Annotated in this window: 15 protein-coding genes; 4 read left to right on the top strand and 11 right to left on the bottom strand. The window is 56.2% G+C overall.

What is annotated here, in order from left to right; genetic code table 11:
* Positions 1-931: 931 nt before the first annotated feature.
* The 4 genes from BF99_RS0104735 to BF99_RS0104745 form a co-directional block, all read right to left on the bottom strand.
* Positions 932-2,296, bottom strand: coding sequence for an alpha/beta hydrolase (locus BF99_RS0104735; RefSeq protein WP_025769970.1), 1,365 nt, complete (start codon positions 2,294-2,296; stop codon positions 932-934).
* 186 nt (positions 2,297-2,482) lie between these two features.
* Positions 2,483-2,896, bottom strand: a complete 414-nt coding sequence (locus BF99_RS23985) for a DNA adenine methylase (RefSeq protein ID WP_197019042.1) — start codon at positions 2,894-2,896, stop codon at positions 2,483-2,485.
* A gap of 22 nt (positions 2,897-2,918) precedes the next feature.
* Positions 2,919-3,533, bottom strand: a complete 615-nt coding sequence (locus tag BF99_RS23310) for a DNA adenine methylase (RefSeq protein ID WP_197019043.1) — start codon at positions 3,531-3,533, stop codon at positions 2,919-2,921.
* Positions 3,534-3,723: 190 nt separating this feature from the next.
* Positions 3,724-5,244 carry a CoA-acylating methylmalonate-semialdehyde dehydrogenase gene (locus BF99_RS0104745; RefSeq protein WP_025769971.1) on the bottom strand — a complete coding sequence of 507 codons (1,521 nt, stop codon included), beginning with the start codon at positions 5,242-5,244 and terminating at the stop codon, positions 3,724-3,726.
* A gap of 281 nt (positions 5,245-5,525) precedes the next feature.
* Here BF99_RS0104745 and BF99_RS0104755 point away from each other — a divergent pair, with 281 nt between their 5' ends.
* The gene (locus BF99_RS0104755; protein ID WP_025769972.1) at positions 5,526-5,876 is read left to right on the top strand and encodes a histidine triad nucleotide-binding protein; all 351 of its coding nucleotides are present in this window, start codon (positions 5,526-5,528) and stop codon (positions 5,874-5,876) included.
* Between the two features lie 40 nt (positions 5,877-5,916).
* Here BF99_RS0104755 and BF99_RS0104760 read toward each other — a convergent pair whose 3' ends face one another.
* Entirely contained in the window at positions 5,917-7,020 is a 1,104-nt protein-coding gene (locus BF99_RS0104760; RefSeq protein ID WP_025769973.1) for an NAD(P)/FAD-dependent oxidoreductase, read from the bottom strand.
* A 558-nt stretch (positions 7,021-7,578) separates the two neighbouring features.
* On the opposite strand from BF99_RS0104760, the gene BF99_RS22785 reads away from it, so the two are divergent.
* Both BF99_RS22785 and BF99_RS0104795 read left to right on the top strand, forming a co-directional pair.
* Positions 7,579-7,776, top strand: coding sequence for a hypothetical protein (locus tag BF99_RS22785; RefSeq protein ID WP_156013165.1), 198 nt, complete (start codon positions 7,579-7,581; stop codon positions 7,774-7,776).
* A gap of 1,127 nt (positions 7,777-8,903) precedes the next feature.
* The gene (locus BF99_RS0104795; RefSeq protein ID WP_025769977.1) at positions 8,904-9,743 is read left to right on the top strand and encodes an ion transporter; all 840 of its coding nucleotides are present in this window, start codon (positions 8,904-8,906) and stop codon (positions 9,741-9,743) included.
* 48 nt (positions 9,744-9,791) lie between these two features.
* On the opposite strand, the gene BF99_RS0104800 is transcribed toward BF99_RS0104795, so the two are convergent.
* The 3 genes from BF99_RS0104800 to glmU form a co-directional block, all read right to left on the bottom strand.
* Positions 9,792-10,295 carry a DUF4411 family protein gene (locus BF99_RS0104800; protein WP_025769978.1) on the bottom strand — a complete coding sequence of 168 codons (504 nt, stop codon included), beginning with the start codon at positions 10,293-10,295 and terminating at the stop codon, positions 9,792-9,794.
* Between the two features lie 18 nt (positions 10,296-10,313).
* Positions 10,314-11,534 carry an XRE family transcriptional regulator gene (locus tag BF99_RS0104805; RefSeq protein WP_025769979.1) on the bottom strand — a complete coding sequence of 407 codons (1,221 nt, stop codon included), beginning with the start codon at positions 11,532-11,534 and terminating at the stop codon, positions 10,314-10,316.
* Positions 11,535-11,851: 317 nt separating this feature from the next.
* Positions 11,852-13,303 (bottom strand): bifunctional UDP-N-acetylglucosamine diphosphorylase/glucosamine-1-phosphate N-acetyltransferase GlmU, encoded by a 1,452-nt coding sequence (glmU, locus tag BF99_RS0104815; protein ID WP_025769981.1) that lies wholly within the window; start codon positions 13,301-13,303, stop codon positions 11,852-11,854.
* Positions 13,304-13,531: 228 nt separating this feature from the next.
* Between glmU and BF99_RS0104825 the strand changes: the two genes are divergently transcribed.
* Complete coding sequence (locus BF99_RS0104825; RefSeq protein ID WP_156013168.1) at positions 13,532-13,735, top strand: hypothetical protein; 204 nt, start codon at positions 13,532-13,534, stop codon at positions 13,733-13,735.
* A gap of 15 nt (positions 13,736-13,750) precedes the next feature.
* Here the strand turns inward: BF99_RS0104825 and BF99_RS0104830 are convergent, their stop codons facing one another.
* The 3 genes from BF99_RS0104830 to BF99_RS0104840 form a co-directional block, all read right to left on the bottom strand.
* Positions 13,751-14,170: a F0F1 ATP synthase subunit epsilon gene (locus BF99_RS0104830; protein WP_025769984.1), complete on the bottom strand. Its 420-nt coding sequence runs from the start codon at positions 14,168-14,170 to the stop codon at positions 13,751-13,753.
* A 30-nt stretch (positions 14,171-14,200) separates the two neighbouring features.
* Positions 14,201-15,574: a F0F1 ATP synthase subunit beta gene (atpD, locus tag BF99_RS0104835; RefSeq protein ID WP_025769985.1), complete on the bottom strand. Its 1,374-nt coding sequence runs from the start codon at positions 15,572-15,574 to the stop codon at positions 14,201-14,203.
* A gap of 139 nt (positions 15,575-15,713) precedes the next feature.
* Positions 15,714-16,250 (bottom strand): hypothetical protein, encoded by a 537-nt coding sequence (locus tag BF99_RS0104840; protein ID WP_025769986.1) that lies wholly within the window; start codon positions 16,248-16,250, stop codon positions 15,714-15,716.
* Between the last annotated feature and the right edge of the window lie 9 nt (positions 16,251-16,259).

Raw genomic sequence — 16,259 nt, forward strand, 5'->3', positions numbered from 1 at the left:
AGAAAATCTAAGGGTAAGTCTTTCATTCATCGCATTTTCACCGAATCGATAACCATTCAAAGATGAGATATTTTCCTCTCTCGATAAATAACGCCGAGAAATCTGGTTCATTGTTTTGTTGCGATGCAATATCAATTCTAGAGCAATTTCGAAGATCCGAGCGACCGGAGCCCACCCAGCCCCGACTCAACGACAAGCGATTGTAATCGCTTTTCTAACCCAGACCGAGCCTTCCGGATCCCCGGCATCGAGCCGCCCGAATCCAAGACCATCTCCGATCCCTAAACACCCGCTTTCAGGTGCCAGCAGATCCCGACGATCCGAGTCACCCTCGAGCGGCACATCGCTCGAACCGCAAAGCCACCTCCCGACCAAAGCCGGTCGCTCGGGATACCTCCCTCATCCGATAAAAGGGATCCCCAGCAACGCAGCAACCGCCAAGCACCGACCCCGGCACCCGCTTTTTCTCCGGAGATTTCCTTTTCTCCTCTTGCCTGCCCACCTTCCTCTGTGCCATCGCCACCTGTACCACCCCTGTTTTTCGTGCCTGCTGCGCTTTCCGCTCATGAACCATCCGTGTACTCGGGAACTCCGCCATCCTTGCCTCCGAGCACACTTACTTGCAGGCTTTGAATTGCACATTTGCCCAAAGACACTCCTTCGTCACGCTTGTTACCATTATCAAAACCGGATTCGCACCCTCTCCTGACGACAGAGCACCCTTTTTTGAACGGCGAGGGCGTCTTCCTGCTTTGAATCGCACTTTCAGATGCTCGGTCTTCATTCAATTTTCCCTACTGCCGGTAGCTTCTTGAAGACACTTCTAATCCGTCGGATGCGACGCAAGATACCCCCACCAGCAACCACGTAAGCCGAACGAGCGTCTCGATTATCCTAAGACACTACATCAATTCACTTTATCCATCGTCGTTTATCTCGTTTGACGCTTCGGCGCTCTGCGAGAAACGGCAGAAACCAAAGACCGATTTCGTTCGGCACTTTGCCTGTAGATGGCGTCGATGTCGCGCCGTATATCGCTCAGCGCTTTATAGATGCCGGACATTTCTTTACGCAGCTGCACAGCGACAGCATCGGAAATTTCCCGCTTGAGGGTGTTTGCCAACTTCTCGACCGATGCGAGTATTTCCATGCGAGACTCTAATCGCTCTTTTGTCCGCAAAGAGATACTTACGCCCCGGTTTTCTCGATCCAAAGTCTCTCTCCACCCAGCTGGGTAAAGCTGCTTACGAGTAGTTTTTCCTTGGGTAACCAATGGGCGATCCGGGTTCTTGATATCTATATCTCTTTCCTTTCTTTTCAAGATACTTACCCCTTGCTCTCGATCCAAAGCCTCCCTCCACCCGGCTGGATAAAACTGCCTACGAATAGTTTTTTCTTGTCTTTGCAAAGCGATTACCCCTCGTTCTCGATCCAAAGCCTCCCTCCACCCAGCTGGGTAAAACTGCCTACGAATAGTTTTTCCACGGATAATCGGTGATCGATCTGCCCTCCCTACATCTACTTTCCTTGTCACCTCTTGCCATTTCGGTATGGACAGATTTGCTTTTTCGACTAGATCAGCAAAATGATTTTCGTATTCCAAATGTCCAAATTTGAAATCCTTACCCACATCCACTGCTGTCAACCTCGGATAATACCTTTCGGGACCAATCACCCCTAGCGCTTTCTTTCTACAGGAGACAAGCCAGAAGAATACCCTGAGGATCCAGTCATTTTTTGTATGGCAAAGCCATGTATGATCCCGGGACAACCTTCCCAAGATATCTTTTTCATCATCCTCGCATATAGCAGGCGCAAGAAGAATCAACGACGACGGGCGATCACTTAAGGGAAGGCTTGCGGTAGCACGGACGGCGAGCAAACAACCCAAAGAATGCGCCACCACCCTCACATTTTCGTACCTTGAACTCAGATCTTTAATTTGGATGGCCAGATCCGGAGCCCCATCAATTGCTTCTTTTTTTGCACGCACGTAGGCTTTTTTTAGCTCTTCGAGAGCCAACCAAGCTCCCAAAGGCAAGCTGATGGGATGTGGCACAAAAAGTCGAGCAGCAAAAAAACCACACATGAAGCCTAGGAGGCTTCTAGGGATCACTTTCCAGAAATCTCCTGATTTCCATAGATATCCATAAACATCATCGGGGAGCCAAATTCCGCGACGTCTAAGTTTGATGTGCTGCTCATAGAAAGGACGGAAAAAATCTTTAGAGTCTTTGGGGTTGGATGAATCGCTCTCATTCAAAAATCCCTTTATGTATAAGGTTGCGGTAGACAACCCCCTTGTCCTTTCGATGGGTAAGCATCTCGTCATCTCATCACCGCCTCTTTTTGAAATGTTATGGATTGAAGACGATGCACTCGGTTGATACCTTGCGCAGGAACAACGTTTTTATCGTAACCGCTTTTCAAAGGAAAAATCGACCGATCTCCCGCCTCAAAGGATATACTTTTTCTGGCAAATTCATTTTTTTGATCCTCTAAAGATCAGAATCTCATGAGAATCTTTCACGTTATTAAATGTCCCATTATTAATACGATTCTTTCCGATTCTCGTCTCGCCTTGTCCCATCGTATATTGCCACTCAACCCGACGAATGTCACAAGATGAGTACCATTCTCGGATGACATCACAATCGTTATAGGACATCAAGAAACCACCTTCATGATCCAAAAGTAGATCGCGTAATGCTCGATGATCGAATCCATCATGATGAACCGGGAAATTCCTCTGAGGATAAATACCTCGAAACATCTTGCTGTTTCCATGCAGATAGTAGGGAGGATCGCAATATAGAAAATCACCTTTGTGCTGTGGCAATGACTTTTCGAACGATCCTTGCCTAACCTTTAGACTCTTCGCATCGAAGTGACGCACTTTATCAACGAGACGCTTATATCTATTGGGACATTCGTATATTTTTGATATCCAGCCCAGAAAACCCGGGCCATAAGATAGGCCAATAGTGAGCCGCCAAGAGAGTCTTGTCCTTTATCTTACACTCTCCTCGCCAGTGCGACTTAAGGCGATCTTTTACTTCCTTGTAAGTATCTTGGCTCGGCTGCCACTGCATGAGCGTATCCGCCAACTCTTCCGGCTTACTGATCTGCACCTGCCAATACTGGCAGAGAATCGCAAAGATATCATATGAGATCACCGGCAACCCCAGTTCACGCGCAAGAGCGATCTCAACCGATCCGCCTCCCATAAAAGGTGATACGACCATTTCTATGTTAGCAGGTATTGATTCTACGATAAGGCCAACGGCAAGACTTTTGCCGCCCGCATAGCGCAAAGGAGACTGGGTATATCTCTTATAGGGATTCTTGCCGGTACTGGCCAACCGAGAGAGAAACAAGTCACGCCTGCATTGCCGTGTGTTCCACTCGGGGGCTTCACACATGATATCGATCAACGCACTGTACGGCCGAGCACCATGAGAGAAGTGTTTTCTGATCGGCCTTGCAAGATCTGTCATCTGTCCATCATCCTCGGCAGATTTCTCAAGAGTCATCACGCATTCCTTCGTGTGATTTTACATATAAAGTCCATGCATTGGGAATGGACAGTCTCTCTTCGGGCGATCATCCGCACCCATCTCGTCACCGAATCTCACCTCCCGCCTCAAAAAATCCGTTAGGCCGGGGCGATGGATATTACTAGCGAAGATACAAGTGCATATCATGTATCCGCTTCTTGCGCCGTCAAGCCTCCGTGCTGCGTTTGAAGTTGAAGACCGCGCCTTCTCGGATGCCGGAGGGCCAGCGGGAGGTCACGGTCTTCAAGCGGGTGAAGAAGCGTACGCCCTCGGGGCCGTGCATCGAGTGGTCGCCGAAGAGGGAGCGCTTCCAGCCCCCGAAGCTGTAATAGGCGGTCGGCACCGGGATGGGGACGTTGACTCCGACCATGCCGATTTCCACGCGATGGGTGAAGTCTCGGGCGGCATCGCCGTCGCGGGTGAAGATCGCCGCTCCGTTCCCCAGTTCGTGCTCGTTGACCAGTCGCACCGCCTCTTCGTAGTCCTTGGCTCGCACCACGCTCAGCACCGGTCCGAAGATTTCTTCTTTGTACACCTTCATCTGCGGGGTGACGCGATCGAGAATGCAGCCGCCGATGAAAAAGCCCTCTTCGTGCCCGGGCACTTTCACTTGGCGTCCGTCAACTACCAGATCCGCACCCTCGGCGACGCCGCTATCGACATAGCCTTTGACCTTGTCCCGATGCTCTTTGGTTACCAAAGGCCCCATTTCCACCCCTTCGCCGTCGAAAGGTCCGATCTTCAAGGATTCGACTCGGGGTTTGAGCCGATCGATCAGCGCATCGGCGGTATCCTCGCCGACGGCGACCGCGACCGAGACCGCCATGCAGCGCTCTCCCGCCGATCCGTAAGCGGCTCCGATCAAGGCGTCGGTGACCTGTTCCATATCGGCATCGGGCATCACCACCAGATGGTTTTTCGCCCCGCCCAGCGCTTGCACTCGCTTGCCCGCGGCGGTCCCGGTTCGGTGGACATACTCGGCAATCGGAGTGGATCCGACGAAACTCACCGCGGCCACATCCGGATGATTCAGCAAGGCATCGACGGTCTCCTTGTCGCCGTTGACGACATTGAGCACGCCCGCAGGGATCCCGGCCTCGACCGCCAGTTCCGCCAATCGCAGACCGCAGGAGGGATCCTTTTCCGAGGGCTTCAAAACGAAGGTATTGCCGCAAGCCAGCGCGATCGGATACATCCACATCGGCACCATCGCCGGGAAGTTGAAGGGGGTGATGCCGACGCACACCCCGAGCGGTTGGCGAAGGCTATAGCTGTCGACCCCGCCGGCGACGTTCTCGTTGATCTCCCCCTTGAGCAGCTGCGGGATCCCGCAAGCGAATTCGACGATCTCGATGCCTCGAGTGACGGAGCCGCGGGCATCGTCCAAGGTCTTGCCGTGCTCGGATGCGCAAAGACGCGCCAACTCGTCGCGATGGGATTCCAGCAGATCGCGATAGCGAAAAAGGATGCGCGCTCGCTGCGAGGGCGGGGTTCGAGACCATGCGGGAAGGGCGGTGCTCGCCGCTTGCACCGCGGCGTCGACCTCGGCGGGAGTGGCAAAGGGAACATGGGCTTGCACTTGCCCGCCGGCGGGGTCGTGGATATCGCCGAAGCGGTTGCCCGCCCCCGCCGTCCGCTTGCCGTCGATGAAATGGTCGAGGATGGGAAGTTTTCCGGTATCGGACATGGCTCGTCTCCATCTGTTATCGGTTTTTCAAAAGAAAGAAGGAATGCGAAGGGGCCGGCCGCACTTCATGTCGCAATATCGCATCCGATGAATCGCATCGACCCGATCGCGCGCTTTTCCCGGCTCATGCCGCTTTTACCGGCACGAAAAAGATCGCAGGATATGATCTCCCGTGAATCGTCATGGATTGCCATGGATCGCCGCCTGCGGGTTTTTTTCGGGGAAGGTCTTTTTCCGATGCCCGCTTCATCGACTGAACATCCACCGAAGAGAGCAAGCGCATGTCCACGATTTTCTCGAAGATCATCGAAGGTTCCTTGCCCGCCGATATCGTCTATCAGGACGATCATCTCACCGCATTTCGCGATATCAATCCGGCTGCGCCCACCCATATTCTGATCGTACCGAACAGGGAGATCCCCACCGTCAACGATCTCGAGGACGGCGACGAGGCCTTGGCCGGCAAAATGCTGCTCGCCGCTCGCGATATCGCGAAACGCGAAGGCATCGCCGAAAGCGGGTATCGGCTGATTATCAACTGCAACAAGGACGGGAACCAAGAAGTCTTCCATCTGCATTTGCATCTGATCGGCGGTCGCAGCCTCGGCAACATGGTCAAACCGGCAAAATGAAGGGTGCCGATGGCGTGGCATGCCGATGGTCGGGGAGGAATCACGCCCCGACTCGATCCGCCACCTCTTCGGCAAGCGCAAGCGACGAGGTCAACCCCGGGGATTCGATTCCGAACAGGTTCACCAGCCCGTCGATTCCGTGGGTGTCGACGCACTGGACCATGAAATCCGCGGCCTGTTGGCCGGGGCCGTAGATCTTGGGGCGGATACCGGTGTAGTCGGGTTGGAGCGCATCGTCGCCGAGCGCCGGGTAATAGCGCCGGATCGAGGCCGCGAAATTTCCCGCTTCGGCGATATCCACGTCGTAATCGATATTGTCGACCCAGTGCAAATCCGGCCCGAAGCGACATCGGTTGCCGAGATCCAGCCCGACATGCACCCCGAGCCACGCTCCCGAGGGCATGGGATAGATCAGATGCGAAAAGGGGGAGGGACCCGTCAAAGAGAAATAATTCCCTTTCGCGTAGTGAAGGGGCGGGATATGCGCAAAATCCAGTCCCTCGATATTGCGCGCGACCTCTTGGGCACCCAAGCCCGCAGCGTTGACCACGATTTGCGCGACCAGACTCGCAGGATCACGCCCGCCGATGTCGATACGAATTCCCCCATCGGTGACCGCGCCGCCGAGACAAGGGCTCTCCAGCGCCACCAAAGCGCCTAAGGATTGCGCCTCTCCCTCGAGGGCGAGCATGTACTCGTGCACATCCACGATCCCGGTCGAGGGCGACAGGAAGGCTCCCCGACAAACAAGAAGGGGCTCGAGGGCGCACGCCTCTTGGGGGTCGAGACGCTCGAGATCGTCGACACCGTTGCCGCGAGCACGCTCGATCAGGGCATCCAAGGGCTCGAGCTGATCCTCCTCGGTCGCCACCACCAGTTTGCCGACCTTGGCATGGGATACCCCGTGCGATGCGCAAAAATCATAGAGCGCGTGTCGACCGGCAACGCAAAATCGCGCCCGCAGGCTATCTGCGGGATAGTAAAGACCGGCGTGGATCACCCCTGAATTGCGCGAACTCGTCTCCGAGCCGATCACCGCATGCCGCTCGAGGACGACCACCTCCTTGCCGCGGCGAGCCAGAGCCCGCGCCACCGCAAGGCCGATCACCCCGCCCCCGATCACGATGCATTCGACGCGATCCATTATCGACACGATCCTTTGCGACAAGGAGTTCTTCCAAGCAGTGGCTCATCGATCCCACTGCGGATCTCGATCCCGAAAAAAGCGAATCGCCGAAGCGGACGAGCGCCGGCGGCGATTACATCGATGCCTCGATCTCGCTTGCCCTCGATCCTATCCGGGAATTGTACCCATCGCCCCCCAAACCCCAAACCTGAAAGGCGCAAGGCCGTGCGAGCACAGCCGCACTTCCCGAAGAGTCGGGGAATTCGATCTTCGATCCCTCTCAGGGGGCACGATATCGAAGAGCGTAAAATCGCCGCCCCCTCGATTCGGGTAAAACCCAGCCGGCACTGAGGGATGCGCTATCGAAACGCTCGACTCGATCGCCTCATCGTCGGCACCATATCGTCGGCACCTCACCGCTCTATCCGTCTTGATCGCAAAGCGAGCAGGCGCTTTCGGCATCGGTTTCTCCGACGATGCGAGCAAGGAGGAAGCGATCTCATCGGACTCCGTCAGGGGCGATGGGGATGGCGATTTCATCCCGTGCCCTTGCGGACGAGGGGTTTCGATAAAAAAGTGAGCGCTCGCTCCGCTTGGATCGAATGCTCCCATAGCACCCTCGACGGTGAAACGACCTCGAGAACGCCCGCATCGACGACTGCGGCGAAGGGCTCGATGATGGGCTCCGCTTCAAGATTCGATTCATCCACCGACTCAGGTACTGATTCCGAGCGGGATCTCAGGGATTCCCGCTTCGGCTACCGCCCGGCGTGACCATTAGGGAGGAGGCGATATCCTCGGACTCGATCGGGCTCTGTCGGGCTCGATATCGAGATAGGCGCCGAGGCAGCTTCGGCTTGCGTCGTGGTGAGCGTCGGCTCCGACAACGTAGAAGTGAGCGCTCGCTACGCTCGTGTCGAATCCGTTCGATCCTTCGTCGGTGGAGCCGCCCCCGGCACCTTTGCACTCTCGGCGGTATTATCGATAGCGGCGATGAGCACCGTTGCGGGCTCCGAATCGATCCTCGCTTTTCGACACGCCATCGTCTTGCGCTTCGATGGTGAAGCGATCGGACTTTCTTCACGAGACCGACGAGCAAAAGGCGGGCTCCTCGGGCTTGATCGGGATCGATGTCGGTACGAGCGTCAAGGCAATTTCGGCTTGTGCGGGTAGTCAAGCGCAGGCTTCGACGAAGAAGAAGTGAGCGTTCGCTCCACTCGTGTCGAGTCCGATCGACCCTTAGGTCGCGGAACGCTTTCGTCACCCCTGCGCTCCACGCCGGTGTTATCGACAGCGGCGATATGCAGATCCATCGCAGGCACCGCTTGGGACCCTCGTTTTCCGCCGCCGACTCGAACGCTAGCTCCTTAGATGCTTTCAAAAACCGCACATCGGCTGTCACCCCGCTTTGCGATCCCCTTTTGCTCTCCTCGCCCGGCGATCGAGCCGGATAGACCATCGCTTCGGGGCTGACAGAAGCGATCCGCTCATTGACCGGCAAGGATCACCGTACCGATGGTCGCCTAACCCCGCTCAAAGGCGGGAACCTCGACGAGCATTCGAAGCCTCGGCCCATCCCTCGCCCCACATCACCCAAGAGATCGTCTTTCACCTTGACCCCGGTCGATGCGATCGGAATGCGTGATCGGAAAAAGGAATTAATATTCCCGAAATGCCTTGCATCGATAGGATCATCGCCAAGTCCGACATTCTTTCGATGCACAATCCCTGCTTTCGGCACAATTGCCGCACCGCCACGGGATCGAAAGCGCACTCCAAATCGCCGATCTCGAGGCTGGCGAAGGGGCAGTAGCACACCCCTTGGCACCGTGAAAAGCAGGCTGCTCCCCACCGGGAGTCATCGAAGAACCCCACCAACCCCATCGACGGAAGCCCCCAGCATGAATACGAAAGATCATCGATCGAGCGTGCCCTACGCCAACCCACCTTGGCGGGAAAAGCTGAAAACGCAGTTGGATTCCAATTCGATGAATCACTTCGTTATCGGCATCATCGCCATCAATTTGGTGATTTTGGGGATTCAGGCGACGCCCGCGGGGAAAGATGAGGGCGTATCGGGGTTATTGGATATCGCAAATGGAATCTGCATCGGAATCTTCGTGATCGAACTCATACTAAAAGGATTGGCCCGGGGCTCGGAGATGTTCAAAAGGGGTTGGGATATCTTCGATATCGTGGTGGTTGCCATAGCCCTCTTGGCCTCGAGCGGGCCGGCCTCGGCTCTGCGTGGCTTACGCGCATTGCACCTCTTCCGAGTGATTTCCGCCCTTCCTTCATTGCGCCGAGTCGTGAGGGCTTTTCTGCGCGCTCTACCCGGTGTCGGAGCGATCGGCCTTTTGATGATATTCTTCCTTTATATCTCCGCAGTCATGGCCACCGGGTTTTTCGGCTTGATCCACCCCGAATTATTCGGACACTTGGGCAATTCGATCTACTCCCTCTTCCAGATCATGACCTTGGACGATTGGTCCAATGAAATCGTCGGACCGGTCATGAAAACCCACCCATGGGCACTGGCTTTTTTCATGTCCTTCATCATCTTCGGGGCCTTCACCATCCTCAATCTATTCATCGGCATCATCGTCTCCGCCATGCAGGAACTCGATATCCTCGATCGCCAAAACAGCAGCGAAAAGAAAGAAGCCCTCGAAGTGGTGGAACGCTTGGAACGAGACCTTGCCGACTTGCGTCGACGACTCAATGAATCGCCGGGGAAATGACCACGAGGGCTGGGCTATATTCGATAACGAACTCTAGCGAAAGCATCGTCACCGCTTGTCGAAATCGGTGCGAAAATCGAGAGATTCAATCAAATCCCATTGTTCGCAACACTGAACGCCCAAGGTCTTGCATACATCGGGAATTTTGCGATTGGCACGTATTGTCTTGGACCTTGAGGCTTCGCTAGTTACTACGGTACGATCTTTTTTATTTACCAAAGCATGTGCAATTAAAAAAGGATCTCCACCTATCTTTTTATATTCTTGCAACCTCAAATCAGGAGCGTAACCCTTATCTATTACTTCGTCGAATTCCTTATCGGGTAAGGGTTCTCTCAAAAGAAGAATTCCCTCATTTCGCTTTGCCCATACGACAAGAGGGTCATCTTCGTCCGGTTTTTCGGCGATTTCCTCGAATATCCTCCGAGGAACTTTAACTCTCCCCTCAGTCGCTTGGATTTCAAGCCATCTCCAGTATTCAGGTACCCGGTCAACCTGATAATACCGATCCTTGGCATCTATAAAAATAGATGAGTCTACAAGATAAAGCATCACCTCAATCTCCCTATTTCAAGAAATAGATCTCGCCTGAGATTCTCTGATCAGCCTTCGTACTTTAAGTGCCTTGACACCCAAGACAATTGCCGCTTTATTAACCGAGAGACTCTCCTCACCCATCATGCGATCGACGAGATCGATCAAATTCGATCCCAAGCGCTGCTTGGTCAATACATAGTAACTCGGTCCTCCTTCTTTTCTCTCCCCGCTTCTCTCTCTCTTCTTGCCCTCAAGAAACATTCTTTTGAATTCGCCGGCGAGTTTTCGATAGACCTGCACTTTGATCGAATCGCTGCGATAGAGCCTCAACGCCACCATCGTGCGACTGATTTTTCTTTCCGTGGCGAACTTATCGATCTTCTCCTTGACCTCATCGAAGGGAGTATTGATGGTAAGTTCCAGTTCGTCTATTTCGGGCTGAGAAACCAGAAATTCGCTCGCCACCTCGTTGCAAAATCTCTCGATACCTTCGTTGCCTTCCATCGCACCTGCGCTGATACCGTGCGATCCGATCCAAAGATGAGCCAGCTCATGCACCAAGGTAAACGATTGAGCGCTCGGGGAATCGTTGGCATTGATCACCACCAAGGGGGCAACCGAATCGGCGATGACGAATCCGCGAAAGAGTTCGACATCGAGGGCGGTATGCCAACTCCCGAGATTGGCGATCAAGATCACGAAAATCCCGGCCTCCTCGGCTCTTTCGCGCAAATAGGCAAAGCCTTCTTTGGCATTCGCTTTCGAGCGAAAACGCTTTTGGTCAAAGGCGAGGGTCTTGCGAATCGAATCGGCGACACGCTCGATATCTTTTCGATGACCGCTTCGAAACGCTTTCACCGATCCGATGAAGGGAAGAGGTTCGGCCTCGTCGATATCTTCCAAAGATGTGCGCAAAATACTTTGTCTGGCGTGCATATCGCGCACGGCGGCGTCGATCAGCCCTTGGGCCTTTCGATCCGGCTTCTTCGGCAGGGCGCGAAAATCCTCGCCACAATCACCGGGCGGCGGGATATCGGATAGATAGAAAACCACCAGCGGAAGATGATAAGCCTTCGACATTTTGGAGATCATGGCCCAAGTGGGCTTTTCTTTGGCGCACTCGAGATCTTCCATCCTCTCGATCGCCGATCGTCCGCGGGCGCTCTTTACCCCGAGTTTTTTCGCCGCCTCCTCGCGCGTCAACCCAGCTGTTTCACGAGCCCAGACGAGAATCTTCGGATTGACACTCCGCATGACTTGAGTCCGATGCTTTTTCAATGATCCGGTATTACTATCCAGCGCTTCGATGGAAGGGTCGACCGTTATCGGCGAGTTTGAATACCGGGATCAGATCTTGGATCGGGTTCGGATTCAAAATCGACCGCGTACTACCCTTGATTGCGAGTTTTTTCGCCGCCTCATCTAGCGTAAGACCGGCTGTTTCCCGAGCCCAGACGAGGATTTTCGGATTGACGCTTGGCATGACCTAAAATCCGATGCTTTTCGAATGACCCGATATTATCACCGAGCGTTGCAATGAAGTAAACGATGTCGGGGAGAGATAAGGAGGTCTAAGAGCCGGAATCGGGGCCGGATCTGGAATCGGGATCGGAAAAACCCTCGGGCAAAGACGGATCGCCCTTTTCGGGCGGGGCTTTGCGCCGCCAACTCTTGAGGCTCCTTTGGGGAGCGCGGGAGAGGGTGAGGGTATCGGGCGGGGCGTCTTTGGTGATGGTCGATCCCGCACCGATGGTCGCACCTCGGTGGACGGTGATCGGTGCCACCAACATCACCCCCGACCCGACGAAGGCTCCGTCCCCGATCACCGTCGGATGTTTATTCGCACCATCGTAGTTGCAGGTAATGCTCCCGGCGCCGATATTGGCTCTCGCCCCTATCCGGGCGTCTCCGAGATAACTCAGGTGGTTCGCCTTCGCCCCCCGCCCCAGCACGCCGTTCTTGATCTCGACGAAATTCCCGATTCGAGCCTCGTGCGAAATCCTGGAATTCGGGCGCAGACGAGCGAAAGGGCCGATCCGGCACGAGGCGCCGATCTCGGCCCCTTCGATGACGCTATGGGCGAAGATCTCGGTCTCATAGCCGATCGTCGCATCTTTAATCACGCAGCCAGGACCGATGCGAACACCGTCTTCGAGCACGACCTCGCCTTCGAATACGGTATCGATATCGATGAAGACATCGATACCGGTGCGAAGCCTCCCTCTGATATCGATACGAGCCGGGTCGGCGATTCCCGTCCCGTCCCGCATCAGAGATTCGGCGATACGCATCTGCTCGAACCTTTCCAGCCGGGCCAGTTGCACCCGATCGTTGACTCCGAGCACCTCCTCGGTCGTCTTCGGGGAAACGGTACGCACAAGGTATCCGTCGGCGGCCGCGCGGGCGAGGATATCGGTGAGATAACACTCGCCTTGGGCGTTGGGATAAGCGGAATCGCCTTGCAATCGGGGGCGCAAAATACCGGCACTGGCGGTGAGAATCCCGGTATTGATCTCGCGGATACCGCGCTGTTCCTCGTTGGCATCCACCTCCTCGATCACCTTGATCAGCCGCCCGCGATCGTCGCGCAAAATACGCCCGTAGCCGTGTGGATCGTCCACTTTCAAGGTAACCAAGGCGATGCCGCGAGCGCCGTCGATGTCGCGAGCGGCCATCGCCTTGCGCAAGGTGGAAGGGCTGATCAGCGGCACATCGCCGTAGAGCACCATGACGAGGGCTTCGTCGGGGATCGAGGGCAAGGCCTGCGCGAGGGCGTGTCCGGTGCCGAGCTGCTCTTTTTGCTCGACCCACTCGATATCGCTATCGCCCAAGGCCTTGCGCAGAAGATCTCCGCGGTGGCCGTGGACGACGTGAATTCGGGTCGGATCGATCTCGCAAGCGGCGGCGACTACGTGCGACAGCAAGGGGCGACCGGCCAAGAGGTGAAGCACCTTCGGCAGATTCGATCGCATCCGCCGCCCCTTGCCAGCGGCAAGGATGACGACATGCAGCGGCGTCTTCATGACCAAAACCTTGCCTTTCAAGAGCCCGATGCGAATCCCGAAACAGCCATGCCGGACTTCGAAGATCGTTGGCGTCGGGGCGAGGGAAGAAAAAAGGGAGAGGAAAAAAGGGGATCGCCGCTGCACTTGGCTTCGAGCTTCGCAGCGCGATTCGTATCGAGCCGATCGCTTGTATCACACGGCGTCGGCTCGAAGCCGATCCGATGGCGGGCTTGAAATATGCCCAAGGTGGCAATCTCGATCGGGCGTCATCCTTCACCGAGACTCGCCAATATCCGCTGCGGGAAGAAGCATCCGGCATCGCCCGCCGTCAAAGGGCAAGATCAAAGCCCCGGTTGTCGGGCTTTGGCGCAAGACTCGGCGGCGGATCGAAAGCGGGTCGAGGCGAACGCGAGTGCGGCGCTTGCCGCTGCGCCCACCACCCGACTTTGAAAGCGAACGAGATTCCTAACGGCGATTGCGCAAACGCCGAATCGCTTGCAGCTGGGCGGCGGCTTGGGCGAGCTCGGCTCTGGCCCTCGCCTCGTCGATATCGGAGCCTCGATCCGCAAGCATTCGCTCGGCCTGTTCTTGGGCCGCCAGCGCCGCGGCTTCGTCCAGATCCTCGGCTCTATTACCGGTATCGGAGAGAATCGTGACCACATGCGGCTGCACTTCCAAAATCCCCCCGGAGATGTAGAAGGTCTCCTCACCCCCCTGGGGCAGCTCGGCTCGCACCTCCCCCGGCTTTAGGCGAGTAACCAACGGGGAATGGCGCGGCATGATACCGAGCTCGCCCATGACCCCGGGGGCGATGACCATCGCGCACTCCCCGGAGAAGAGTTCGCGTTCGGTACTGACGATATCGAGACGGATCGTGGATGGCATGGGAGGGCTCCGAGAAGGCGGCGAAGAGGATCAGATTTCCTTCGCCTTTTCCTTGACTTCCTCGATATTGCCGACCATGTAGAAGGCCTGCTCCGGATATTCGTCCATCTCGCCGTCGGCGATCGCCTTGAAGCCCGCGATGGTGTCCTTGAGCGAGACATACTTTCCGGGGGAGCCGGTGAAAACCTCGGCCACGAAGAAGGGCTGGGAGAGAAAGCGCTGGATTTTGCGCGCCCGCGCCACCACTTGCTTGTCCTCGTCGGAGAGTTCGTCCATGCCGAGGATGGCGATGATATCGCGCAGCTCCTTGTATCGCTGCAAGATCCCCTGCACTCGTCTGGCAACCTCGTAATGCTCGGCGCCGACCACCAAAGGATCCAACTGGCGGCTGGTGGAATCGAGGGGATCGACCGCAGGATAGATACCGAGCTCCGCGATCTGACGCGAAAGCACCAAGGTCGCATCGAGATGGGCGAAAGTGGTTGCGGGGGAAGGGTCGGTCAGATCGTCCGCCGGCACGTAGACCGCTTGGATCGATGTGATCGAGCCGGTCTTGGTGGATGTGATGCGCTCTTGCAGCACTCCCATCTCCTCGGCCAAGGTCGGCTGGTATCCGACGGCCGATGGCATGCGTCCCAACAAAGCGGAGCATTCGGTGCCGGCGAGGGTATAGCGGTAGATATTGTCCACGAAGAAGAGAACGTCCCGGCCCTCGTCGCGAAAGAACTCGGCCATCGTCAGTCCGGTCAATCCCACCCGCAGTCGGTTGCCCGGGGGCTCGTTCATCTGGCCGTAGACCAAGGCGACCTTGTCGAGCACCCCGGAATCCTTCATCTCGTGATAGAAGTCGTTGCCCTCGCGGGTGCGCTCTCCGACCCCGGCGAAAACGGAATAGCCGGAGTGCTCGATGGCGATATTGCGGATGAGTTCCATCAAGGTCACCGTCTTGCCCACGCCCGCACCGCCGAAGAGGCCGATCTTGCCACCCTTGTTGAAGGGGCAGATCAGATCGATGACCTTGATCCCGGTTTCGAGGATCTCCACCGCCGCCGCCTGATCGACATAGCTCGGGGCTTTGCGATGGATCGCCCAACTCTCCTCGGCGCCGACCTCGCCTGCGCCGTCCACCGGGGTGCCCAGGACATCCATGATGCGCCCGAGGGTCTTCGTGCCCACCGGTACCGAAATCGGGGCGCCGGTATTCTCGGCTCCGATCCCGCGCTGCAATCCGTCGGTGGATCCCATCGCGATGGTACGCACCACGCCATCCCCGATCTGCTGCTGCACCTCCAAGGTCAAACCGTTTTCGACCTTGAGGGCGTCGTAGACCTTGGGCACCGCATTGCGCGGAAATTGCACGTCGACGACGGCACCGATGACTTCAACGATATTTCCGGAACTCATGCTTTATCTCCTTGATGCGCCGAAGGCGCGCCCCGTCATCTCGTCCGGTTTTCCGCCGATCGATACCCGCTTCGGCGAAGAAGGAATTCCATTGTTTCGAACCATCGTGTCTCGACCCGATCGTGTCTCGGCATCGGCATCACTTCGCTCTGATCGGAATCACGTAACTGCTCGGATAATCCCGATGCTTGTCAGTGATGGCGTCGATGATTCCCAAACTGAAAAATACGGCGCCGGCGACGATTTTCGTGTTGATCGTGCTCGGGATCGAGCCCATCGCGCGGCGGCTGTCCTGTGTTTCGCATCGGTACTTGAGGACATCGTCGGATCTTCTGATCGACACATTGGCCGGAATCTCCGCTTCCCAAAGCCCTCTCTTGTTCTCGAAAGCGCACCGTCCGCTCGATCCGTCGCTGAAGGAAAAGGCGACCGGCATCATCGCGTCGGTGGTCAAAGTCGCGCAACCTCCCAAAAGAAGCGCCCCCGATACAACGCCAATCTTTTTGCTGATCATCTCGTCTCCGTTGCCCACCCTCAGGTGGTAAAAGCCCGTTTCACCGGTTTCGCCTGCGACCATCTTCTCGCCTGCGGCCATCAAAACATCGTCATTCCATCCATCTCGCACGATGCAGAGGCATTCCTTGGCATCGCTCCTTGCATCGCCCGAAGGCGCCATCGCCGCCGA

This window comes from Thioalkalivibrio sp. HK1, assembly GCA_000583135.1.
Lineage (GTDB): Bacteria > Pseudomonadota > Gammaproteobacteria > HK1 > HK1 > HK1.

Excerpts from the sequence above, each read along its gene's own strand:
- BF99_RS23310 (WP_197019043.1), bottom strand. The coding sequence starts at position 3,533 with ATGACTCTTGAGAAATCTGCCGAGGATGATGGACAGATGACAGATCTT.
- BF99_RS0104745 (WP_025769971.1), bottom strand. The coding sequence starts at position 5,244 with ATGTCCGATACCGGAAAACTTCCCATCCTCGACCATTTCATCGACGGC.
- BF99_RS0104755 (WP_025769972.1), top strand. The coding sequence starts at position 5,526 with ATGTCCACGATTTTCTCGAAGATCATCGAAGGTTCCTTGCCCGCCGAT.
- BF99_RS0104760 (WP_025769973.1), bottom strand. The coding sequence starts at position 7,020 with ATGGATCGCGTCGAATGCATCGTGATCGGGGGCGGGGTGATCGGCCTT.
- BF99_RS0104795 (WP_025769977.1), top strand. The coding sequence starts at position 8,904 with ATGAATACGAAAGATCATCGATCGAGCGTGCCCTACGCCAACCCACCT.
- BF99_RS0104800 (WP_025769978.1), bottom strand. The coding sequence starts at position 10,295 with ATGCTTTATCTTGTAGACTCATCTATTTTTATAGATGCCAAGGATCGG.
- BF99_RS0104805 (WP_025769979.1), bottom strand. The coding sequence starts at position 11,534 with ATGCGGAGTGTCAATCCGAAGATTCTCGTCTGGGCTCGTGAAACAGCT.
- glmU (WP_025769981.1), bottom strand. The coding sequence starts at position 13,303 with ATGAAGACGCCGCTGCATGTCGTCATCCTTGCCGCTGGCAAGGGGCGG.
- BF99_RS0104830 (WP_025769984.1), bottom strand. The coding sequence starts at position 14,170 with ATGCCATCCACGATCCGTCTCGATATCGTCAGTACCGAACGCGAACTC.
- atpD (WP_025769985.1), bottom strand. The coding sequence starts at position 15,574 with ATGAGTTCCGGAAATATCGTTGAAGTCATCGGTGCCGTCGTCGACGTG.
- BF99_RS0104840 (WP_025769986.1), bottom strand. The coding sequence starts at position 16,250 with ATGGCGCCTTCGGGCGATGCAAGGAGCGATGCCAAGGAATGCCTCTGC.